Consider the following 21,366-nt stretch of genomic DNA (forward strand, 5'->3'; position numbering starts at 1 on the left):
CTGAAAAGGAGGTTTTCAATGACACAGGCCGTCACATATCAACGAGAAACAAAGTCTGTACCCTTTCAAGGGAAAACCATTGTGCTGGAAAGCCTCACGCCGGTACTTTCCCCGAAGGAGAAGGAGCAGCGCAAAAAAGAAATTGAACGCCGTCTTTACGAGGTGTTCAGTAAGTACGGGGACAGGTTTCACTAACCATTCGCAACATTGTTGTCCGGGGCTGCTGATAGTATAATATAGTTGTAAGGTTGGTAGCTCCATTCCAACAAGGAAAGGAGCCCAATATGGAATTTATCAGAGAAGATTGCATTTATGCGAGACAGTCAGTAGACCGCAAGGACAGTATCAGCATTGAAAGTCAGATTGACTTCTGCAAGTATGAATTGAAAGGTGGGAGCTGCCGGGTATTTAAGGACAAAGGCTATTCCGGCAAAAATACCGACAGGCCGGAGTTTCAAAAGCTGCTGGGCGAGATCCGCAAGGGAAAGGTTCGGCGGGTCATCGTGTACAAGCTGGACCGGATAAGCCGCTCTATTCTGGACTTTGCAAATATGATGGAGCTGTTTCAAGAGTACGATGTAGAGTTCGTATCATCCACGGAAAAGTTTGATACCTCGACCCCGATGGGACGGGCCATGCTGAATATCTGCATTGTATTCGCCCAGCTTGAACGTGAGACAATCCAGAAGCGCGTCACGGACGCCTATTATTCCCGGTGCCTGAAAGGCTTTCACATGAGCGGTCAGGCTCCATACGGCTATCAGTTGGAACCCACGGTGGTAGAGGGTATCCGTACAAAAAAGATGGTTGCCGACCCCGTAGCCGCCGACCATGTACGGCTGATGTTTGAGATGTACGCCGAACCGGAAACCTCTTTCGGAGACATTACCCGCTACTTTGAGGAACAGGGTATCAAGATTTACGAAAAGTCAATGGTTCGGAGTTTTCTTTCCCAGCTTTTACGGAACCCTGTTTACGCACAGGCCGACTTGGAACTGTACGAGTTTTTCAAGAGCCAGGGCGCAGCGATTGTCAATGACGCTTCCGATTTTGCCGGAACAAACGGCTGCTATCTCTATCAGGGGCGGGATGTGAAGGAGGACAAGGACAGGTGCCTAAAAGACCAGATACTTGTTATCGCTCCGCATGAAGCATTGATCCCCTCTGACACATGGCTGAAATGCCGGAAAAAGCTCATGGCAAATACCACCTTCCAGCAGGGGCGGAAACCAAAAAACACTTGGCTGGCCGGAAAAATCAAATGCGGGCATTGTGGGTATGCGCTGAAAGCCACCCATGTACCAAACAGCACAGGCTATTTCCGCTGCACCAAACGGACGGAAAACAAAGGTTGTCCGGGCTGCGGGAAAATCCGCAAAGAAGAATTTGAGCAATTTATTTTCTCGGCCATGCAAGAGAAGTTCAAAGATTTTCAGATACTCCACGGCCAAGAGGAAAAGGTTAATCCGAAGCTGACAGCCTATCAAGTAGAGCTGGCACAGGTGGAGGCAGAAATTGAAAAACTGCTGGACACGCTGACCGGAGCCAATGCGACCTTGCTTGCCTACGCCAACAAGAAAATCGAAGAACTGGACACCCGCCGTCAGACCATTTCAAAAGCCATAGCCGATTTGAGCGTCGAAACCATATCGCCCCAGCAGATAAAGAAACTTTCCTATTATCTCGACAACTGGGAGAGCATAGATTTTGACGACAAAAGAAAAGCCGCCGATGGCTTGATTTCTACAATCAAGGCCACCAGCGACCGTGTTCAGATAGAGTGGAAAATCTGACATTTCCGCTCTATCGCCCCTCATTTCTATTTTATCTCGTTTGTACCCCTTGTACACCGATGCTTGTGTATTACGATACTGACCGCATGCAGCGCCAGCACAACACCTGCTTCCGATACCGAAAACGACAGCTCTGCATCTGAAACGATAGGGACATCGGACGGCGATTCTGCTGCCGACGGAACGCAAGCAGAAGACAGCCTTGCAGACTATGATCCGACCATCACCGGAGCTTATGAGGATGGAAGCACCCCGCAATTCAGTGGAGAGAAGCTTCGCCTTGCCATTGATGGTGAAGAAGTTGTAATTGCCATGTATGACAACACGGCGGTTGATGCCCTTATGGAGCGGCTGCCGCTGGAGGAGCTTTCTTTCTTTGACCTTTCTGGGATCGAAAAGCCTATTGAACGATTGGAAGAGCCCCTTTCTCTGGGAGAAGAGGAACCGGGATATGATCCGGTGACTGGCGAGATGGTTATCTACCGTCCGTGGGCAAACTTTACGATTTTTTACGGCGACTTCCGATACTCTTCGGAACTAGTGCCGCTCGGTAAGGTGGAAAGCGGGCTCGAGGTACTCTCTAGTAAGACGGAGGACTTTGCCGGAACGCTGGAACGGATGGAAGACGTATCTTGAACCTGATTGTTGAAAACACATCATATAAGGGGGAACAACGATGAGAACCATGAACAAAGAAGCTTTTGATAAAGAAAAGGAGGATTTACCATGCAATACACCATATTAGGCAATTCTGATCTGACAGTTTCCCGTATCTGTATGGGGTGCATGGGCTTCGGAGATGCAAAAAACGGCCAGCATTCTTGGACGCTCGACGAAGAGCATTCTCGGGAGATCATCAAACATGGTCTGGAGCTGGGTATTAATTTCTTTGATACAGCGATTGGGTATCAGAGCGGTACCAGTGAACAGTATGTTGGCCGCGCGCTCCGGGATTTTGCAAAGCGGGATGAAGTTGTAGTGGCTACCAAGTTCCTGCCCCGCACGCAGGAGGAAATTGAAAACGGCATTACCGGTCAGCAGCACATTGAGCGCATGGTCAACACCAGCCTGAAAAATCTGGGGCTGGATTATGTGGATTTGTATATCTATCACATGTGGGATCACCAGACGCCGTTGTACGACATCATGGACGGTTTGAACCGAATCGTCAAAGCAGGCAAGGCACGGTATATTGGCATCTCCAACTGCTTTGCCTACCAACTGGTCAAGGCTAACGCACTGGCGGAGCGGGAAGGATTTACAAAGTTTGTTTCCGTACAGGGGCATTATAATCTGATTTTCCGTGAGGAAGAGCGAGAGATGGCAAAGCTCTGTGCCGAGGACAACATCGCCATGACCCCTTATAGTGCTTTAGCTGGCGGGCGGCTCTCCAAGCATTCTGGAGAAACCTCCAAGCGGTTGGAGGAAGACAGTTATGCCAAGTTCAAGTACGATGCCACGGCGCAGCAGGACAGTGTCATCATCCATCGGGTAGCGGAACTGGCGGAAAAGCGCGGCGTTACCATGACAGAGATCGCTTTGGCATGGCTTCTGACCAAGGTGACTGCTCCTGTAGTGGGTGCTACTAAGCGCCATCATGTGGAGGGAGCCGCAAAAGCCACGGAACTGATGCTGACAGCGGAGGAAACAGCGTATCTGGAAGCACCCTATGTCCCGCATAATCTGGTTGGTGTGATGGCGCAGAACACTCCAGCGGCAGCCCGGCAAGCACACGTCTGGTCAACGGGCAATCAGAAGATAGAGCCCCAATAACAAAGTGAGAACCGGGTGGAAAGCAGGCGTTTTTATTGGATTTCTTGCAGAGAGAGGCAATTTACCTTTGGTACTATTTCGACGTACAGCTTCGTCAAATCTTCTGGTACTGGGTGTTGGGCATGGGAGTTGGATCCGCAGTATCTGTCTTTCTGAAAGAGCGTATCCATGGCGCATTACGCGCTCTGGGTCAAAAAAAGCTGGGGTATTTCGGTATTTTTGTCTCCAGTGTTCTGGGTGTCGCCTCTCCGCTGTGTATGTATGGTACCATTCCCATTGCGGCGTCATTTTCAAGAAGCGGTGTACGGGATGATTGGTTGGCTGCTTTTATGATGAGTTCCATCCTGCTCAACCCACAACTGATCATATATAGTGCATCTCTAGGCGGGACTGTCTTAATCGTGCGGATCTTGTCCTGTTTTCTCTGCGGAATGATGGCCGGATTATGTGTTCGTTGGTTTTATAAAGAGAAGCCTTTTTTTCATTTCTTTGGCTTTGCAGAACCCACAAGCAGGGATACGGATCCCGATCTCCTGCTGCGGTATATCAAAAATGTATGGAGAAATATTAAAACCACCGCGCCATATTTTTTGTTTGGGCTTGTTTTGTCCGCCCTCTTCCAGCGTTATGTGCCAACAGAGATTATGACGGATGTTTTTGGTGGAAACGAAGCATGGGGTGTGCTGATGGCTGCTACCATTGGTGTTCCCCTCTATGCCTGTGGCGGCGGTACCATCCCTCTGTTGCAGCAGTGGCTGTGGGAAGGAATGAGCGTAGGAAGTGCAGTTGCCTTTATGTTGACCGGCCCTGCGACAAAAATTACCAACTTAGGCGCATTGAAGATTGTTTTGGGTGCCAAACGTTTATTCCTTTATCTCGCCTATGTGATGGCCGTCTCCCTTGCCATCGGGCTGCTTGTCAATCAGATTATCTGACAAGGGAGTGAGAGGGGGAGGATATGCAACAGAATACAATTGCAGCAAGATAAGATTGTTGGAAAAACAGCAACGTTTTTCTATGTGAAATTGGGTGCAAAAGAGGTATATGCTCATCTCATGAGCGATGTGGGCATCTGTACGCTTGCAAGACACGGGATCTACCCGGTTTGGGAGAAATTCGTACCCAATATTTTAAATCAAGACAGAACAGATACTTGTCCTATGAAAAAACTCGTTGCGACAGTTCACAATGTTGACTAATCAGTGTCGGTATTGAAAGTAAAGGAAGAAAATTGCAAAGCAGTCGGATAATAATCTGTACCATGGCTAAAAGGAGACGGTGAAATGAAAAAAGAGCCAAAAGAATAGCGGCGGTTTCTTTTGCCGTCTTTTTAATAGTGGCGCTGGTAGGTTGTTTTGCGACACAGGAAGAAAACATAACAGATAGCTCGTTTTTTGCCATGAACACCTATCTGTCTATTACCTTATACGATTCTGGTGGTCAGGACATAATTGATGCGGCCAAAGAACAGATCCGGCATTTGGAGTCACTTTGGTCAGCCACAGATGAAGACAGCGAAATTTATCAAGCCAATCACAGCAATGGACAGTCTGTGACAGTATCGGAGGAAACTGGCGATCTGCTCTCATTTGCCCTAAAGATGGCTGAAGAAACAAATGGTGCGCTTGACCCAACGATTTATCCGGTTGTGTCTGCATGGGGATTTACGACTGATCAAAAGCAAGTGCCTTTGCAAGCAGAGTTGGAACGTTTGCTCGCTCTGGTGGATTACACGAAAATTTCCCAAAATGGGAACACGCTTACGGTTCCCAATGGAATGCAGCTGGATTTAGGTTCCGTAGGGAAAGGATACGCTGCAGACCTGACGGCGGAATTATTACGGAAACAAGGCGTGAAATCAGCTGTCCTCAGTTTTGGGGGAAATATCCATGTCATTGGTTCCCGCCCGAACGGCACTGACTGGCGTATTGCCATTCACGCTCCGTGGGAAGATGAATATTGCGGTGTACTGGAAATCAGCAATGCGGCGATTGTTACTTCTGGCGGGTATGAGAACTATTTTGAGGATCAAAAAGGCAACGCTTACTGGCATATTTTAAATCCGCAGACTGGCTACCCGGCAGACAGCGGGCTACTATCTGTGACAATTATAAGCGAAGAAGGCAAATTATGCGACGCATTGTCTACTGCCCTATTTGTCATGGGGGCAGAAGAAGCAGAAGCGTTTTGGCGTGAGCATGGCGGGTTTGAAATGCTGCTTGTTACAGATGACCACGAAATACTTATCACAGAAGGAATTGCACGGCAGTTCACGCTAAGTGAAGGACGAACAGAAAAAATCCGGGTCATTCGGCCGTAAGAAGATGCACAGAATTTCGTTTTTCAGAAAAAAAGACGGTATCGTACAGCGAAAGACAAAATGCGATTTATCATTGCTTAATATATGTGAAATTTAAATTCCTGAGGTAGAGCTATGCAGCAGTTGAAGAAAAAACTACCATACCGCTTTTTGCAGCGCAGTATATTTTTGACACTGACCATGATCGGTGCGATTGTGCTATATGTTGCAGAAGCACCTGCAATAGTTGCTTCTGCACCAGAAAAACAACACCAAACCTTACAGTATCAGGCTGTTCCTATCGACGTCAGCATCAACGGCGATGGACAATACAGTTTTGTAGGAGATGTTGCCGTACAGGTACATGAGTCCTTTACGGAAGTCCGCATTTCAGAGCCTTTTCTGGTAGGATATTCCGTATCTTCTATGAATCAGGAGGGAATCTGGATCCTAGATAAAGAAAGCAGAGAAAGCCTGATTCATGCATTGACACAGGCGGAGGCCAAATTAACGGAAGCAAACCATATTGAACTGGCTGATCAAATTGCAGAAGCCTTGTGCTATGTGATGGCTGCCGATCCATACAGACAGGCAAGCACATAAACAATCCTTTCAGCCAACACACAGGGCGGATGGAAGGGTTACACGCAGCCGATATACAATGGCAACTCTACACAAAAAAACACTTGAGTTTCATCTAAATTGTCGATTGAATATTTACCGCTTTGCTGGTAGTATAATTACAGTATCGGATTGTTACTTGGAAACAAGGCAAGACCGATTTATTAATACTGCGGATTGTTACTCCTGCAAGGCATGACCGGTTGAGACAGCGCAAGGTGCTGTTGGGTTTCCTTGGGGAGTTTTCTTTTTGTAAAAAGGGGGTGACGTATGCGGGCGATACGAAAGATCAACAACAATGTAGCAATCTGTGTGGATGGCTCTGGTTCTGAATTGATCGCTATGGGCAGAGGAATTGGATTTGGACAGCTGCCACGGGAATTGTCGCTCAAAGAGATCGAACGGACATTCTACGATGTCGATAAGCAATATATTGACACCATCCGTGATCTGCCGACCGATGTGATCGAGTTTTCGGCAGGTATTATCGACATTGCACGCAATGAACTTCCCTATGAACTGGGTCCGAATGCATTTTTGCTTCTGGCGGATCACATTTCCTTTCTTCTGGAACGTCTGCGGCGTAACATCCATGTCAAGATGCCGCTGACCTATGATGTACAGCAAATGTACCCGGCGGAATATCGTATTGCACGATATACGCTCGGGCGGATCAATAAGACGTTCTCGGTGGACTGCCCGCAGAACGAAGCGGTCGGCATTGCCATTAACCTACTCAATGCAAGGGTGTCGGAGGACGAGGTGCAGACGCCGTCCGCGGCGCTGGCCGCGCAGTATGAGACCATGCTCGAGGATATCACTGAGATTGTGGAAGAGCATTTTCACATCATTGTCGACCGGAATTCCTTTAATTTTAGTCGGTATGCGACCCATTTGCAGTACTTATTCCAACGCATCACGCAGAATGCCACGATCCAAAGCGATAATCTTTCGCTGTATCGCGGTTTGCGGGAAGAATTCCCGCAGGTAGCGGCCTGTGTGGATAAGGTGGATATACACTTGCAGCAGCGTTGGCATTGCACATTATCCGAAGAAGAACGATTATACCTGATGCTACATATCAACAGAATTTGTACCAAGGAAGGACTGTAACCGAAAAATCGGGCATGACCTCCGGGTGCGGGGCAGCTTTGCTGCGCCCTGCCCCGGAGGTTTTTTGTTCCACCCGCTGCGGTGCGCGCCTGCGGCTGGTGGACATAATCGCAACCACAATCCGAATCAAAAGGAGAGAAATAATATGAATCACAAGCAAACGGCACAGCAGATCGTGCAAATGATCGGTGGAGAAGACAATGTCAACATGTATACCCATTGCGTCACACGGCTGCGGTTTATCCTGAAGGATAAGAGTCTGGTCGATGAAGCAGGCATCAAGGCGATCGATGGTATTCTTGGTGTTGTAGATCGAGGCGGTCAGTTCCAGATTGTCATTGGCGGCGAAGTAGAGCGCGTGTTTAACGAATTACCGGCGTTCCTGCCGCACGTTGCACAGGACAAACCGCTATCGGATGATGCCCCTAAGAATCAGACGGCATCGGTAGCTGCAACGGAAGAAAAGAAATCCCCATTTCAAGCGGTGATGAGCTACATTTCGGCCAGCATAGCGCCGACGATTGTCGTGATTGTCGCTTGCGGACTGCTCAATGCAATTCTTGCGATTGCGGTACAGCTTGGTTTGGATCCGGAAAGTAGCACGGTCGTCACACTGCGCTCATTCACACAGATCGGCTTTACATATCTGCCGGTGTGGTTGGCGGTATCCGCGGCACGCTACCTGAAGACGGATAGCTTTATCGCAGCATTTTTATCCGTATCCTGCATTGTCGTGTTCAGCAACCTCGAGGGTGTCACACTGTTCGGCCTGACCGTGCCGACTGTAAATTACGGCAGCGCGATCGTACCGGTTTTGCTAATGGTCCCTGTTCTGTCGGTATTGGACCGTTTTCTGGCAAAGCATTTGCATAAAAACCTCACTTATATGTTCAAACCGCTGCTGTGCTCGGTCATCATGCTTCCTCTGATCCTGTTTGTGTTCGGTCCTGTTGGTGCATTGGTAGGTACGGCGTTGGTAAACTTCTGCCTGTTCCTGATGGACTTTGGACCGCTGTCCATGGCGGCGCTGGCAGCGCTCCATCCGATCACGGTTATTTTCGGCATGCACTCGCTGTTTACCCCGATCTTGGTCAACGAACTGGCTTCTTACGGTGTAACGTATGTGCTGTGCCGTGCCCTGGCAGCTAATTTTGCCATGGCGGGTGCGGCGTTGGGCGTCGGCCTGCGTGCAAAGAAGGCGCAGAATAAGAGCCTTGGCATCTCTGCTTCGATTACCGCGCTGCTTGCTGCAACCGAGCCTGCGCTGTACGGTGTGCTGATCCCGTTTAAGCGTCCGTTGATCGCGGCATGTGCGGCAGCGGGGGTTGCAGGCATCGCAGTCGGTGTGTTTCAAGTGCATGCCTATTCGATGGGCTCGTTCAACCTGTTTACGCTGGCTTACACCATTGGCGGTGATACCATGACCAACTTCTATATCGCTTGCGGCTGTGCAGCACTTGCATTTGTGCTTGGTGTGGTATTCGCATGGCTGTTCGGCATCAAGGAAGAGGATTGACCGGGAGAAAGGAGAACATAGCATGGCATTTCGCAGAGATTTTCTGTGGGGAGGCGCAACGGCAGCCAACCAATATGAAGGCGGCTTTTCTGAGGGCGGCAAGGGCGTTTCCAACTCAGATGTGCTGACCAGCGGGTCGAGCAGCACGCCGCGCGGCGCAACTTACCGCTTGCTGGACGGTTCGGTGCATCGTTCGGCCGGTATTTCCATGCGGGATGTGCCGCCGGAGGCAATCTTTCAGGTGTCAGACGGTTGGTATTATCCCTCGCATCGGGCGGTTGACTTTTATCACCGCTTTGAGCAGGATATTGACCTATATGCTGAGCTTGGGTGCAAGGTGTACCGCATGTCGATTTCATGGACGCGCATTTATCCAACCGGCTTTGAAGAGGAGCCGAACGAGGCAGGTCTGGCATTTTATGACCGGGTGTTCGATGCGCTGTTGGAGCGGGGCATTGAACCGATGGTCACGCTGCACCATTTCGAGGTGCCGCTGGAACTGACCAACCGCTGGGGCGCATGGGAGGACCGCCGCACGATCGACTGCTTCCTCAAATTCTGCCGCACAGTGTTTACACGCTACCGCGATAAGGTGAAATACTGGATCACTTTCAACGAGATCAACAATATTTATTTCGGCTTTCTGGCTGCCGGCATCCGTAAAGACGATCTTCAGACCGTCATGCAGGCGGCGCATCATCAGTTGGTTGCCTCAGCGCTGGCGGTCAGGCTGGGGCATGAAATCCGGCCGGACTGCCGCATCGGTTGTATGCTGGCCGCATCCCGCACAACGGTCTACCCGCTGACCTGCCATCCTGCCGATGTCTGCGCCGCATGGGAGCAGGCAAGCCGCCAGTATTTTTTCACCGACGTGCAGTGCCGCGGCTATTATCCTAGTCATCAGCTGCGCTATCTGGAGCGCGAGGGCATTCAGCTGCAGATCGGGCCAGAGGATGCGCAGATCCTGCGGGAAGGGACAGTAGATTATATCTCGATGAGCTATTACCGCAGCATGGTGGCTTCGGCGGATTTGAGCGAGGGCGGCGCACAGGATCCGCTGCGGTTGGGTAAAATCAATCCGTATTTGGAAGCGACTGCATGGGGCATCGCACTCGACCCGATGGGATTCCGCATCACGCTGCATAATCTGTATGACCGCTATCAGCTGCCGCTCATGGTGGTGGAGAACGGTGTGGGCGCGGTGGATAAGGTCGCGCCGGACAGTAAGATCCACGATGACTACCGCGTAGCCTTTTTTCAGGCGCACATCAAAGCGATGAAGGATGCCGTTGAACTGGATGGCGTAGATGTGATGGGATACACGACTTGGGCGCCGATCGACATCGTTTCGGCCGGTACGGGCGAGATGCGCAAACGGTATGGCTTTGTCTATGTCGATATGGATGATCAGGGTAACGGTACGCTGGAGCGTCGCAAAAAGGACAGCTTTATCTGGTATCAGCGCGTGATCGCCACGAATGGCGAAGATCTGGGTGCGGGTCCGGCGTTAGATTATCCGCGCACAGGCGCGCGCAAAACACAGAAGAAAACGCTGGCGGTGGTTACGCAGCCGGCGGAAGGCACCGTAATTTGATGAGGAGGTAATTTTGATGTTTTCCCTGTTTCAGAAAAAAGAAAAGAAAGAACCTGCGGCAGTGAATGAGCTGCGCGCTTTTGTATCCGGTCGTGTCATGCCGATCACTGAGGTAAACGATCCGGTATTCGCTGGCAAGGTGCTGGGCGATGGACTGGCTATTGAGCCGGAGGACGATACGATTTATGCGCCTTGCGATGGCGTGGTTTCGAGCGTGGCGGCTGATACGCGGCATGCTGTCGGATTGACGCTGTCGAACGGAGCAGAGTTACTGTTGCATGAGGGCATCGATACGGTTTCGATGAACGGCGACGGTTTCACTATGTTTGTCAAGGAAGGCGATGTTGTGCGCGCGGGTGACAAACTGCTGCACTTCGATCCGGTCAAAATCGCGCAAGCAGGCTGCGAAAAAACTTGTATCATGGTACTGACCAATGGAGACGAATTTCCGCAGGCCGTGATGTACACAGGCATGCAGGCGCAGCAGGGACAGAGTGTTATTCTGACCTTTTGAAGCGATGCAAAACAATACAAAAAAGGCATGAAAAATGATGTGTAATAGGTATTAGACATAAAATGTGCCGTGCGATAAAATGTAGGTGTCAGAAAGGACACCTACATTTTATATTTGAAAGAGAGGAGAGACAATATGAAAAAACATAAACGAATATTTGTACTGCTTTTGGCGGTCATGATGATGCTTAGCATGTACAGTATTGCGGGTGCGGCAGTTGAAGATACCGGCTTTGCTGATGTGGAAGCAAGTGCGTGGTATGCGCAGGATGTACAATATTGTCGCGATAATGGTTTGATGAACGGAACGGATGCGGCGGTTTTTTCACCGAATGCGACGATGAGCCGTGCAATGCTTGCCACCGTGCTATATCGTATAGCTGGCAGCCCAGACGTCACAGGAACAGATACATTCCTTGATACAGAGAATAACCAGTGGTATTCGGATGCCATCTTGTGGGCATCACAGAGGGACATTGTTGGCGGGTATGATGATGGTCGTTTTGGACCGGATGATCCGGTGCTTCGCGAGCAGATTGCGGCGCTTCTATGGAGATACGCTGGGCGACCGACTCCCGAAGCAAGCATTGATTTTGCGGATGAAGCAGAGATCTCTCTTTGGGCACAAGACGCCGTAGATTGGGCGCGAGTCAATGGATATATCAACGGTGATGAGGCAAACCGATTTCAGCCGATAAACCAAGCCACCCGCGCTGAGGTTTCCGCTATTTTAGCACGGTATGATCGCGCGTTGCAGGATGAGGAGGAGCAGACACCCGAGCCCACGCCGCAAGGGAACGCGACACTGATTGCTTATTTCTCTGCAACCGGCAATACCGAACGCATTGCACGGCAGTTAGAAGGTGTTTTGGATGCCGATCTATATGAAATAACACCGGAAATACCCTATACGAGCGCTGATCTGGATTATAGTAATAGCGGCTGTCGTGCAAATCAGGAGCAGAATGATCCAACCGCACGTCCTGCGATTGCCGGTGGTGTGCAGGATATGAGGGATTATGATGTGATGTTCCTTGGTTATCCGATTTGGTGGGGGCAGGCACCAAAAATCATTTCTACGTTTTTAGAGAGATATGACTTCGCAGGCAAAACCATTGTGCCGTTTTGTACGTCCGGTTCGAGCGGTATCGGGTCCAGCGCTGATAATTTACACGGATTGGCAGCTGATGCAGACTGGCTGGACGGTCAGCGGTTTAGTGGAACCGCATCAACAGACGAAGTGACCGCGTGGGTTGATAGGTTAAATCTGCCGATACAGACGGAGACTGCAGCGTAGGAGGTGCGCGTGCGTCTTACTTTCGACGGTGGAGAAGCGGTTGTTGTACTGGAGAATAATGAAACAGCAATGGATTTTCTGGCCATGCTACCCGCTACCTTCACGTTTGAAGATTACGCGGGAAGTGAGAAGATCAGCTATCTTCCGCGTGTGCTGTCTACTGCAGATGCACCGGACAGCTATGATCCGCAGATTAGCAATGTGACGCTTTATGCGCCGTGGGGCAATCTTGCCATTTTCTATGGTGAAGCCGACCGTTCTTCTGGGTTGGTTCCTATGGGATATGCGGAGACTGGCATAGAACTTCTTGCGGCCATGGATGGTGATTTTTCTGTCTCGGTCAAACCCATAGAATGAGTTACGCCGAGCGCTTCTATAATAGAAACGTGGCCCAGCGACAAAAAGCCTTATTCCAAAACGGACAAATGTCCGTGAGGAATAAGGCTTTTTGCTGTTAAGGTCGGCATCTTTTACATGCCACATACCCTTGCTCAATCAGTGTCTCACGCGAGCCGGTGTAATTTTCCCGGTTGGATGGCTTGATGTCCTTGACGCTGGAGCAGCTCGGCCGATGAAACTTGCGCGTGTTGTGATTGATCACATAGCTTGGTTTCTTCTCAGACGGTGCTTGCTCGGTCGGCTCAGGAGGAGCTGTGTCTGCCAATGCGCTTTCCCCGGTGGCATAGTCGATCTGCACGCCGGGCTGGACGTTGAAGGCATAGACGCAGAAGCAAATTCCCGCACTGCTGTCCTCAACCGAGTAGCCTTCCATGAGAACACCGCTCGCAAGCAGGTTATCGCCCTCGAAAATAGGCGTCGCACGATAGAGCACATGATTGCCAGTCTGCTGCACATAGTCCGCGACCTGATTTTCAAACGGCAGCATCCCATCAATGTTCAGATACCGTGTACCGGTAATTAAGTTGCGCTCATTCGCATTTTCCGCGGTCAGCTGATATCCGATTAGGTGACAGCGATTATACAGATATTTGCCGTCTACGCAGTCGTATTTGATCAAATGCCAGCCGCTGGGCTTGACCTGCCCAATACTGCAGCGCTCCTCGGTCGGCATGAGATCCTGCCCTACGCAGACAAACGCAGTGCTGCAGCGTCCCAGCTCATCCAGTGGACTGTAAGTTTCAAAGGATTTGTCGGTAATCTCGTCATCGGAAAAAAATGGGACATTGCCGTTGATGGTTACATAAGCATCCCCGGCGTACTCCGGTATCTGTGAAAGATTAAAGAAACCTTGCTGTGAATCGTCAACTTCAACAGAATTATTCGGAAGCTGCGCAGTTTGCTGTGTTGCCAATGGCGGAGCAGCAGACTGAGCGAAATCATTGGTTCCGCAGCCTGTCAGCAGAGCAAGGCAGAGCAGCAGGGTAAGCGGTAATTCGCATAGTTTTCGTCTCATATTCGAACGCTGTTTGTGTTCACAAAATGTCACAACCATATTTATCAATCCCCATATAGTGATTATATTCACTATATAGTGAAGAGACAAGCCCCATATAATAAATTGGGGTGATATAATGCCGATTTCCTTCCAGCCTATGAGGGAATATATGGAGAAAAATCATATTTCGTTCTATCGCCTGGCCAATGCTGGGATTGATGCTCAGACATTACAGAGAATCCGACATAATAAGCCAGTGACAACTGACACCCTTGGAAGGTTGTGCTTTATTATGAATTGCCAACCGAGTGATTTGATTGAGTACTATCGGGACGACAGCGATGCTCCTAAATAAACACCTTCAACACATAAGCCCCTCAGTTTTTTCATCTGGAGGGCTATGTTTTTTCTGTTTAGACCGAATGACGGGATGCTGTTTTACTTCCTCCTAAGCTTTTTCGTTGGGAGAACTACCCACTGTGATGATACCATCGACACCATCTTGCAAATTCCAGATAGTGGCCGGTATGGTCGCTTTTCGGCCAGTACGCTGGAATGGTGCTGCCTGTGTCCGGCCATCAACTCATAGCAGATCTTTGTTTCAGGCAGGCAATCGCCGGTACCAGTACCTAAGATCGACCATAGCTATGGGTCATGTATTCACCGCCGTTTCCCGCGATTGCTCACTGGGTCAAGCATAGTGTCGCAGCCCCGTTCCAGAATCGTGCTAAAAATGACCTTTGCCGTGTAAACCAGCGTGTTGCGCATCGCGGGCTTCTCGTTTTCGCGCAGCTTGGCCAGAGCGCAGTCCAGCACCTCCCAGTTCAGACGCCAAAGCGTCTCCCGCACCTGTAGCTGCGGATAGGTACACGGACCGATCGTCAGCTCGCCGCAGTAGTACAGCCATGTAATTGCGTCGCGCAGTACGGTCTGCTCCTCCGGCTCAAACAGGTCAAACTCGCAGCGCCGAATCAGGTGATCCAGCTCCGCCCGTTCGCGCGCGCGTTCGACCGTCGTACTCCTCTCCGTATCACTTTTCTCTTTCTTACTCTTCTCTTTCTTACTTGTGTGCGGTTTTGGCAGGTCTAGAACTGCAGTTTCGGCACTTCTTGCACTGCCGTTTTGGCAGGTCAAGACCTGCGGATTAGGCATATCAAGAACTGTAATATCGGCAGGTCTTACAGACGCATCCTCGCCCGCATCCGGCTGTCCTTTGGGCATTGCAGGCTGTTCGACTGCCGGCTTCGCTGCATCAGGCGTCTCGTTATCCCCTTCCAGAACTGCAGTTTCTGCAGGTCTTGGCGCAGGGCAAAATGGCGCACAGTCATAGGCGTAAGCGACTTTTTCATTCAACTGCACCTCGGCCAAAAAGATGCGGTTCGGCATACCGCGGCCTTGCCGCTGTTCCCATAGCAGATGCTTTTGCGCCAGTTCCTTAAAGCAGGCGATCGCCTTGCGGTAGGAAACTTGCATCTCCCGTGCCAGATCTTCCCGCGTATAGATGACATAAATCTCGCCGTGCCGGTTGACCCAGCCGTTGCGGCGGGACAGTTGAAAGCGGTTGAGCAAGAACGTGTAAGCCACCTTGCTCTCCAGTGCCAAGCCGCTGTACTGCGGGTCGGAAAAAAGCCAGCGCGGCATCTGCATGTGGAAATAGGAAATGGCGTCGGTCAGCTTCATCAGTGTGAAAGCCGGGCGTGCTTCATGGTTTTGTTTCATAAGGCAGTGTCTCCTTTCCGGATTTGGTCAGCCATGCTTCCAGCATTGGTCAGTTTTCAAGGTCGATGGAAAAAGCGGCTTCGGTTTATGTGACGGTTCCGGCAGCAGAGCAGTTGTCTGCTTACCAGATCGCGGCGAGGGCAAACGGATACCAGTTTGCTGCCCTGTTCCCAGACGCAGGGCAAATGCCGGTAAACTCTCCCCGTTTGCAGAATGCTTGGGCGCGGCTCATCAACGGGCGAATGTCGGCAAAACCGCCCCGTACGCGAATAACTGGCAAGCCGCAACCGGGCTCATGCGGGCGACCATGTCTTGCGCTCGTCGACCAGACCGGTGAGCGGCATCGGCTGTGTGATCTGGGCTGCCCCTTGCAGAATTACCGCCCATACTCATAACAGATCGCGGTAATCAGTTTTTCATTTTTACGCTTTTCTGAACTTTCAAGGTGGGAAAATGGCAATATTCGTTTTGATCTGTAAGAAATTAACCTTTCCGCTGGGCGGTAAAATTGTATGTAGACCGGGCGGTATTACCGCCCAGTCTTAGCGCCTGTTTTACCGCCCACTGATCGGCTAAATCGGCGCGTTATACGCCTCTGAATACCTTTGTTTTGCCCGCGGGCATCGCTCCGCGCCATGTGGTCAAGACTGCAAAAGGGCGACAGTAAAGCGTCCCTTGCCCATCCAACAATCAGAAAACTGCTAACAAAAAGCCATATACTCTTGTGTGCAACTGCTAACAAAACTGCTAACATATACTGCTTGCAGTAGACGACAGTGCTTGCGGATGCTGCACAGTAACGTAAAAAATCCCCGGCCTTTTCGTTCATAACCATCAGTTTTTTGCACTTTTTACACGGAGTGCAAAAATCCCTAACGGCTACGAACCAAAAGGTCGGGGGTTCGAATCCCTTCTGGCGTACCAAGAAAAGCGGTTATTTCGTAAGAAATAACCGCTTTTCGCTATTTCTGATGCTGCTGGACCATTAACCGAAAAAGTGATGACCGGGGTTTTGCGGATAATGGAAGAGGGTTCGCTTGCACCAGATTGTCAAACGGCGCGCGAAAAAATGCGGTAGATAATACTAATATACTTGTGATTTCTGTCGAAAATAGATTCATCGGCCGAACGAAAATGCTTCAGATGAATATTGGGAGCGGTATTGGAGCGGGTCTCATGAACCATGAGATGCTGGATATCATGATTTTCTGAACATTCAGTGCATGATTTCTTCAATTCAAAGCTCTTGATTCTTTCATATGAAGTGCAAATCGCCATTGCCGAAGTTTGTTCCGCCGCTGATCGGGGAAAGTGAAATGCTTCGGCGGAATATTGAGCAGGAAAAAGCGCGGATGCAGCTTCTGCTGTCAGGGATTGTGAGGGTTTCCATATGAACAAAGTTTTTTATGATGAAGTGGCGTATGTTTTTCGGGATGTTTGGGTAGATAGTGCAGAGCATCTTTTTCACGAAATTGCTTGGGACTGTCTGGAAAAGGAAGGATATACCACTTATTCCGATGATAAAATGTATGCTATGATCCATGTATATGCATATGTCATTCAAATGCTGTGTGAAGAATTTTTTGATCGGGCGTATGATGAAACATGTGCATATGATTATGAGACGCCCGATGAAGAGCCGTTGACAGATGCTGCCATTGGTTGGCTTTATCGGGACGTATTGAGTAAAAGCAATGCTGATAATATGGATGAGCATTTTTCCTCCAGTGCGCGAGAAATGTTAGTAGCTTTAATGCATGAATTGCGTTATACCGTTGCCGATGTGATTTTTGACCAGCTTGGAAAACAGCTTGTGGGAACGCTCCTTCACTTTTCTGTATCCGGGGCACCTTTGCAGGAGGATGAGGAGGAGTTACCGGCGGATTTCCAGACCAAGGAAGAGCTGCTTGATTATTGCAAACAGGTTGGATTTGTGTTGGAAGATGTGTTGACCTATGAGAATGCGATGCGGGCCTGGAACTGGCTTGACAGCCATTCTTGTGCGTTGGATGAATAGACGGCAAACATGAAGAAAAATATCAAGCGGCATTTGCACGATGATATTGCTGCTTTGAAACCAATCTGTGACGAAAAGCGTCCTATGTGTTAGGACGCTTTTGTTTGTGATCAGCAGCGCATTCCGGTTGTCATGCTGTGACTGATATGTTATTATGGGAGCAGAATGAAATTCGGGAGGCTGCCTGCTCAAGGAGTGCGGCAGCAAGCAGAAAGGGGATAAAAACCATGCTGCAAGGTGTGATTTTTGATATGGATGGGCTGTTATTCGACTCAGAGCGTATTTGGGACACGCTTTGGCCCGAGTGTTGTCGGCGAATGCATCTGCCGTTGCCGCCGGAAGAATTTTATGCGGGAGGCCGCGGCATGTCGGGAAAAGTGTATGCGGATTATGTGCAGGGATATTTTCCGCAGGCAGATGCCGCGCAAGTCGTCGCGCTGTTCATGCGGCTGGGGGAGGAGCGCTTTGCCAAGCCGGTGCCGCTTAAACCCGGCGCACGCGAGCTGCTGCATTTTCTTGGGGAACGAAATATTCCTTGTGGCATAGCCAGCTCCAGTTCGCGCAAACTGATCGAGGGTAACCTGAGAAACGCAGGCATGACTGAGTGTTTTCGCGTGGTTGTGAGCGGGCAGGACGTGACGCGCACCAAGCCGGATCCGGCTATTTTTTTGCTGACTGCGGAGCGGCTCGGTGTGGATATTCGGCATTGTCTGGTGTTGGAGGACAGTCTCAATGGTGTGCGCGCTGGCTACGCGGCCGGCGCGGTGACGATCATGGTGCCCGATATGGTCCCGCCGAATGACGAAGTTGCTAAGTTGTATACTTGCTGCTGCAAGGATTTGCTTGAAGTCAAGGACCTGCTCGAGCAGGATAAGCTCACTATATAGAAATGGTAAAATATTTTAAAAATGCCGTTCATGTACCTATGCGACGGGTGATAAAACCGACAGATTGTAGCGCCTGTTTTCTCGTTGATAGATAGTGGAAGCGACAGGATTCGACATAGATCGAATCCTGTCGCTTTTTTGTATCTAAGCGCGGTTGCATAGGAGGCTTGGAATATCATTGACTCGATGAGCGAGGACATCATTCGGGAATACCCGGACCTGTTTGACATCACCAAAATCGTCAGCAAGTATATCGAGCGGTAGAACGGCCTGCCGATTCAGGAGGCGGAGGACGCAATCGCAAAGGGCGCCGGCGAGATCGACTATGTCATCAACATTACTGGGGTCAAGAGCGGTAAGTGGGAGTATGTCGAGGACGAGATGCGCCGCATCGTCGATGTTTGCAGCAAACACGATAGGCGACATCGTGGCAACTGCCAAACGGCAGCAAGCAGACAGGACTTTTCATGTATATCCACCTATATCATCAGGAGATTGGTGATCCGATTCCCCTCTGGATTGCCATCCTTCACAAAAAAGCAAGCGATTTCCGAAGAAATCGCTTGCTTTTTGCTTTTTTAGGATTGAAAATTTTGGCGCTGATAGGAGTGTGGATTTTTGTCGGCAGCTTGGTTATCAGTGTATGGACTATCTCTCGATTGTGGAAAAAAGAAAGCAGACGCATCTGTCGTTTACAAAACCATAGAGAAGAGGTCCGCAGCTTTGCCGGAGCATCCCCGCCGACAGTACAAAAACCCGGGCGGCAAGGTGCCGCTCCGGGTTTTTGCACAGAAGAGGGGGGAGGGGGTTATTGAGCCACCAGATTGGGCAGCCAGTGGACAATGCCCGGGAACACGGTGACCAGTATAACCACAAAGATGATAATCAGGATAAAGGGGATAACGCCGCGGTAAATGTCACTGATTTTGACGCTGTCCGGCACAATGCCCTTGATGTAGAACAGTGCAAAACCGAACGGCGGGGTCATGAAGCAGGTCTGCAGCATGACCGCGGTGACAGAAACAATCCACAGTCGGTCAAAACCGAACATATCCATAATCGGCAGGAAGATGGGGAATACGATCATAACGATGCCCAGCCAGTCGATGAACATGCCCATGATAAAGACAATCGCCATCATGATAGCAAATGCGCCCCACTTGCCGATACCTACGCTTGCAATCCAGTTGGCGATGAGCTGGTCGCCATCCAGCGACATGAAGATGCCAGTGAACGCGCTCGCGCCAAACAGGATGATGAAGACCATCGCAGAGGTCTTGGCGGTATCGATCAGCGAATCGTATAACATCTTCCAGCTGAACTGCTTGTAGAAGACCGCCAGAATCAGCGAGAACAGCGCGCCGACGCCTGCGGCCTCGGTCGGGGTTGCCCAGCCGGTGAAGATTGAACCAAGCACGCCGACGATCAGGATGACCGGCGGAATCAGGTTGATGAGCGAGCCGGACACCCGTTCGCGAAGCGGCATGGCGGCCAGCTCCTCGGCCGTCATGGCCGGACCGTAGTCCGGGTGCAGGTGGCAAATGATAAACACATAGATCATGTAGCACAGCGACAGCACCAGACCGGGTACAATCGCCGCAAAGAAGATTTTGCCCACCGACACGTTGGCATACGAGCCCATCGACACCAGCATGATCGACGGCGGGATCAGGATGCCCAGTGAGCCGCCTGCACACACCATGCCGCAGGCCAGGGAGGGCTTATAGCCGCATTTGAGCAGCACCGGAATGGATAGCATGCCCATCGTAACGACAGACGCGCCGACGATGCCGGTCGTGGCGGCGAACACGGTCGAAACCACGATAACTGCCAGGCCCAGACCGCCCTTGAGCGGGCCGAGCAGATAACGGATGGACAGGAATAGTCCGTCTGCGACCTTGGAGTGGGTCAGGAAGTTCGCCATCAGCACAAACATCGGGATAGCGACCATGGAGTAGCTCTGCATCTGGTCGTAAACCTTGGTCATGGCGATGGTGATGCCCGGGCCGCCCCAGGCCAGATAGCCGATAATGACGCCCGCACCGCCCAGCACGAAAGCCAGCTCCTGCCCGGTGACAAGTCCGATGATCATCAGGATGAACAGCGCGCCCAGCATGATCGCGGCCAGCTGCGAGGCATCGACACCCGTTCGGGTGACCAGATCAGTCAATAGCTGCATCATGCCGCGTCGCCTCCTTTCTTGGCGTCGCTGCGAGTCTGCAGTGCCTCAGCGATACCGGTTACCTGCTTGAGCATCTCGGAGATACCCTGCAGGGCCAGCAGCGTCAGGCCGACAAACAGAGCCAGCTTGACCGGCCATGCCGGCGGCGCCCAGACAGAATAGCCGCGCTCGCCCGACAGAAAGGAGCGCAGGAAAAAGCCCCAGCTTTCGGGTACAAGCACAAATACGAACGGCACCATGAAGATCACATAGGTGATCAGGTGCAGGATGTGCTGCGTCAGCGGCTTGAGCCGCGCATACAGTACGTCGACCGCGACAAAGGCTTTTTTCTGGAAGCCGTAGGCGCAGACCATGATGATATAGCAGCCGAAGGTCATGCAGATGACATCCATCGTCCAGATCTGCGGGCTGTGGAACAGACGCCGCAGGATAACCTCGATTACGATGACCGCGAGAATGACCAGAACCGCGAACGAAGATATCCGTCCGATCCAGTCATTGACGAGGTCGATCACGCTGCTGATGCGTTTGATCACTTTCATATTTTACACCTCATCTTGCTGTGCTCCGTGGGGGGGGGGGGGGGGGGGGGGGGGGGGGGGGGGGGGGGGGGGGGGGGGGGGGGGGGGGGGGGGGGGGGGGGGGG

At 50.9% G+C, this 21,366-nt stretch carries 23 protein-coding genes; 19 read left to right on the plus strand and 4 right to left on the minus strand.

Going from position 1 to position 21,366, the window contains the following annotated elements; translation table 11 throughout:
- The first annotated feature begins 18 nt into the window (after positions 1-18).
- From ACESSO_RS16695 to ACESSO_RS16760, 14 genes are all read left to right on the plus strand, one after another.
- The gene (locus tag ACESSO_RS16695) at positions 19-195 is read left to right on the plus strand and encodes a hypothetical protein (RefSeq protein WP_021419834.1); all 177 of its coding nucleotides are present in this window, start codon (positions 19-21) and stop codon (positions 193-195) included.
- Positions 196-284: 89 nt separating this feature from the next.
- On the plus strand, positions 285-1,793 hold the full coding sequence (locus ACESSO_RS16700) for a recombinase family protein (RefSeq protein ID WP_021419833.1): 1,509 nt from the start codon (positions 285-287) through the stop codon (positions 1,791-1,793).
- 63 nt (positions 1,794-1,856) lie between these two features.
- The gene (locus ACESSO_RS16705; protein WP_373166676.1) at positions 1,857-2,429 is read left to right on the plus strand and encodes a cyclophilin-like fold protein; all 573 of its coding nucleotides are present in this window, start codon (positions 1,857-1,859) and stop codon (positions 2,427-2,429) included.
- A 90-nt stretch (positions 2,430-2,519) separates the two neighbouring features.
- Positions 2,520-3,566: an aldo/keto reductase gene (locus tag ACESSO_RS16710; protein ID WP_373166677.1), complete on the plus strand. Its 1,047-nt coding sequence runs from the start codon at positions 2,520-2,522 to the stop codon at positions 3,564-3,566.
- Positions 3,567-3,610: 44 nt separating this feature from the next.
- Positions 3,611-4,501 carry a permease gene (locus tag ACESSO_RS16715; RefSeq protein ID WP_373166678.1) on the plus strand — a complete coding sequence of 297 codons (891 nt, stop codon included), beginning with the start codon at positions 3,611-3,613 and terminating at the stop codon, positions 4,499-4,501.
- Positions 4,502-4,540: 39 nt separating this feature from the next.
- Entirely contained in the window at positions 4,541-4,765 is a 225-nt protein-coding gene (locus ACESSO_RS16720; RefSeq protein WP_373166679.1) for a DUF1893 domain-containing protein, read from the plus strand.
- Between the two features lie 137 nt (positions 4,766-4,902).
- Positions 4,903-5,886: an FAD:protein FMN transferase gene (locus tag ACESSO_RS16725; protein WP_373166680.1), complete on the plus strand. Its 984-nt coding sequence runs from the start codon at positions 4,903-4,905 to the stop codon at positions 5,884-5,886.
- Positions 5,887-6,000: 114 nt separating this feature from the next.
- Complete coding sequence (locus ACESSO_RS16730) at positions 6,001-6,468, plus strand: hypothetical protein (RefSeq protein ID WP_373166682.1); 468 nt, start codon at positions 6,001-6,003, stop codon at positions 6,466-6,468.
- A gap of 288 nt (positions 6,469-6,756) precedes the next feature.
- Positions 6,757-7,599: a PRD domain-containing protein gene (locus ACESSO_RS16735; protein ID WP_373166683.1), complete on the plus strand. Its 843-nt coding sequence runs from the start codon at positions 6,757-6,759 to the stop codon at positions 7,597-7,599.
- A 145-nt stretch (positions 7,600-7,744) separates the two neighbouring features.
- Positions 7,745-9,115: a PTS transporter subunit EIIC gene (locus tag ACESSO_RS16740; protein WP_373166684.1), complete on the plus strand. Its 1,371-nt coding sequence runs from the start codon at positions 7,745-7,747 to the stop codon at positions 9,113-9,115.
- 22 nt (positions 9,116-9,137) lie between these two features.
- Positions 9,138-10,709 carry a family 1 glycosylhydrolase gene (locus ACESSO_RS16745; RefSeq protein ID WP_373166685.1) on the plus strand — a complete coding sequence of 524 codons (1,572 nt, stop codon included), beginning with the start codon at positions 9,138-9,140 and terminating at the stop codon, positions 10,707-10,709.
- 16 nt (positions 10,710-10,725) lie between these two features.
- The gene (locus ACESSO_RS16750; protein ID WP_373166686.1) at positions 10,726-11,223 is read left to right on the plus strand and encodes a PTS glucose transporter subunit IIA; all 498 of its coding nucleotides are present in this window, start codon (positions 10,726-10,728) and stop codon (positions 11,221-11,223) included.
- 135 nt (positions 11,224-11,358) lie between these two features.
- Positions 11,359-12,519: a flavodoxin gene (locus ACESSO_RS16755; RefSeq protein WP_373166687.1), complete on the plus strand. Its 1,161-nt coding sequence runs from the start codon at positions 11,359-11,361 to the stop codon at positions 12,517-12,519.
- A gap of 9 nt (positions 12,520-12,528) precedes the next feature.
- A complete protein-coding gene (locus ACESSO_RS16760) occupies positions 12,529-12,876 on the plus strand; it encodes a cyclophilin-like fold protein (protein ID WP_373166688.1) in 348 nt (115 codons plus the stop codon).
- A 97-nt stretch (positions 12,877-12,973) separates the two neighbouring features.
- Here ACESSO_RS16760 and ACESSO_RS16765 read toward each other — a convergent pair whose 3' ends face one another.
- On the minus strand, positions 12,974-13,933 hold the full coding sequence (locus ACESSO_RS16765) for a DNA/RNA non-specific endonuclease (protein ID WP_373166689.1): 960 nt from the start codon (positions 13,931-13,933) through the stop codon (positions 12,974-12,976).
- A gap of 151 nt (positions 13,934-14,084) precedes the next feature.
- On the opposite strand from ACESSO_RS16765, the gene ACESSO_RS16770 reads away from it, so the two are divergent.
- Positions 14,085-14,270, plus strand: coding sequence for a helix-turn-helix domain-containing protein (locus ACESSO_RS16770; protein WP_373166690.1), 186 nt, complete (start codon positions 14,085-14,087; stop codon positions 14,268-14,270).
- Between the two features lie 305 nt (positions 14,271-14,575).
- On the opposite strand, the gene ACESSO_RS16775 is transcribed toward ACESSO_RS16770, so the two are convergent.
- Entirely contained in the window at positions 14,576-15,634 is a 1,059-nt protein-coding gene (locus ACESSO_RS16775) for a replication initiator protein A (protein ID WP_373166691.1), read from the minus strand.
- Positions 15,635-15,699: 65 nt separating this feature from the next.
- On the opposite strand from ACESSO_RS16775, the gene ACESSO_RS16780 reads away from it, so the two are divergent.
- The 4 genes from ACESSO_RS16780 (at position 15,700) to ACESSO_RS16795 (ending at position 19,353) form a co-directional block, all read left to right on the plus strand.
- Positions 15,700-16,029 (plus strand): hypothetical protein, encoded by a 330-nt coding sequence (locus ACESSO_RS16780; protein WP_373166692.1) that lies wholly within the window; start codon positions 15,700-15,702, stop codon positions 16,027-16,029.
- Positions 16,030-17,024: 995 nt separating this feature from the next.
- Positions 17,025-17,651, plus strand: a complete 627-nt coding sequence (locus ACESSO_RS16785) for a hypothetical protein (RefSeq protein ID WP_373166693.1) — start codon at positions 17,025-17,027, stop codon at positions 17,649-17,651.
- A 227-nt stretch (positions 17,652-17,878) separates the two neighbouring features.
- Positions 17,879-18,538: an HAD family hydrolase gene (locus tag ACESSO_RS16790; protein ID WP_373166699.1), complete on the plus strand. Its 660-nt coding sequence runs from the start codon at positions 17,879-17,881 to the stop codon at positions 18,536-18,538.
- A gap of 467 nt (positions 18,539-19,005) precedes the next feature.
- A complete protein-coding gene (locus ACESSO_RS16795; protein WP_373166694.1) occupies positions 19,006-19,353 on the plus strand; it encodes a hypothetical protein in 348 nt (115 codons plus the stop codon).
- On the opposite strand, the gene ACESSO_RS16800 is transcribed toward ACESSO_RS16795, so the two are convergent.
- Together ACESSO_RS16800 and ACESSO_RS16805 are read right to left on the minus strand one after the other, a co-directional pair.
- Positions 19,347-20,720: a TRAP transporter large permease subunit gene (locus ACESSO_RS16800; RefSeq protein ID WP_373166695.1), complete on the minus strand. Its 1,374-nt coding sequence runs from the start codon at positions 20,718-20,720 to the stop codon at positions 19,347-19,349. The genes ACESSO_RS16795 and ACESSO_RS16800 overlap by 7 nt on opposite strands.
- Positions 20,717-21,262 (minus strand): TRAP transporter small permease subunit, encoded by a 546-nt coding sequence (locus ACESSO_RS16805; protein ID WP_373166697.1) that lies wholly within the window; start codon positions 21,260-21,262, stop codon positions 20,717-20,719. Before ACESSO_RS16805 ends, ACESSO_RS16800 begins: the two co-directional genes overlap by 4 nt.
- Between the last annotated feature and the right edge of the window lie 104 nt (positions 21,263-21,366).

This window comes from Agathobaculum sp. Marseille-P7918, from assembly GCF_964248325.1.
Taxonomy (GTDB): Bacteria; Bacillota; Clostridia; order Oscillospirales; family Butyricicoccaceae; genus Agathobaculum.

Excerpts from the sequence above, each read along its gene's own strand:
- ACESSO_RS16695 (WP_021419834.1), top strand. The coding sequence starts at position 19 with ATGACACAGGCCGTCACATATCAACGAGAAACAAAGTCTGTACCCTTT.
- ACESSO_RS16745 (WP_373166685.1), top strand. The coding sequence starts at position 9,138 with ATGGCATTTCGCAGAGATTTTCTGTGGGGAGGCGCAACGGCAGCCAAC.
- ACESSO_RS16710 (WP_373166677.1), top strand. The coding sequence starts at position 2,520 with ATGCAATACACCATATTAGGCAATTCTGATCTGACAGTTTCCCGTATC.
- ACESSO_RS16775 (WP_373166691.1), bottom strand. The coding sequence starts at position 15,634 with ATGAAACAAAACCATGAAGCACGCCCGGCTTTCACACTGATGAAGCTG.
- ACESSO_RS16740 (WP_373166684.1), top strand. The coding sequence starts at position 7,745 with ATGAATCACAAGCAAACGGCACAGCAGATCGTGCAAATGATCGGTGGA.
- ACESSO_RS16795 (WP_373166694.1), top strand. The coding sequence starts at position 19,006 with ATGTATATCCACCTATATCATCAGGAGATTGGTGATCCGATTCCCCTC.
- ACESSO_RS16780 (WP_373166692.1), top strand. The coding sequence starts at position 15,700 with ATGGAAAAAGCGGCTTCGGTTTATGTGACGGTTCCGGCAGCAGAGCAG.
- ACESSO_RS16770 (WP_373166690.1), top strand. The coding sequence starts at position 14,085 with ATGGAGAAAAATCATATTTCGTTCTATCGCCTGGCCAATGCTGGGATT.
- ACESSO_RS16750 (WP_373166686.1), top strand. The coding sequence starts at position 10,726 with ATGTTTTCCCTGTTTCAGAAAAAAGAAAAGAAAGAACCTGCGGCAGTG.
- ACESSO_RS16700 (WP_021419833.1), top strand. The coding sequence starts at position 285 with ATGGAATTTATCAGAGAAGATTGCATTTATGCGAGACAGTCAGTAGAC.
- ACESSO_RS16785 (WP_373166693.1), top strand. The coding sequence starts at position 17,025 with ATGAACAAAGTTTTTTATGATGAAGTGGCGTATGTTTTTCGGGATGTT.
- ACESSO_RS16755 (WP_373166687.1), top strand. The coding sequence starts at position 11,359 with ATGAAAAAACATAAACGAATATTTGTACTGCTTTTGGCGGTCATGATG.
- ACESSO_RS16800 (WP_373166695.1), bottom strand. The coding sequence starts at position 20,720 with ATGATGCAGCTATTGACTGATCTGGTCACCCGAACGGGTGTCGATGCC.
- ACESSO_RS16790 (WP_373166699.1), top strand. The coding sequence starts at position 17,879 with ATGCTGCAAGGTGTGATTTTTGATATGGATGGGCTGTTATTCGACTCA.
- ACESSO_RS16730 (WP_373166682.1), top strand. The coding sequence starts at position 6,001 with ATGCAGCAGTTGAAGAAAAAACTACCATACCGCTTTTTGCAGCGCAGT.
- ACESSO_RS16805 (WP_373166697.1), bottom strand. The coding sequence starts at position 21,262 with ATGAAAGTGATCAAACGCATCAGCAGCGTGATCGACCTCGTCAATGAC.
- ACESSO_RS16735 (WP_373166683.1), top strand. The coding sequence starts at position 6,757 with ATGCGGGCGATACGAAAGATCAACAACAATGTAGCAATCTGTGTGGAT.
- ACESSO_RS16765 (WP_373166689.1), bottom strand. The coding sequence starts at position 13,933 with ATGAGACGAAAACTATGCGAATTACCGCTTACCCTGCTGCTCTGCCTT.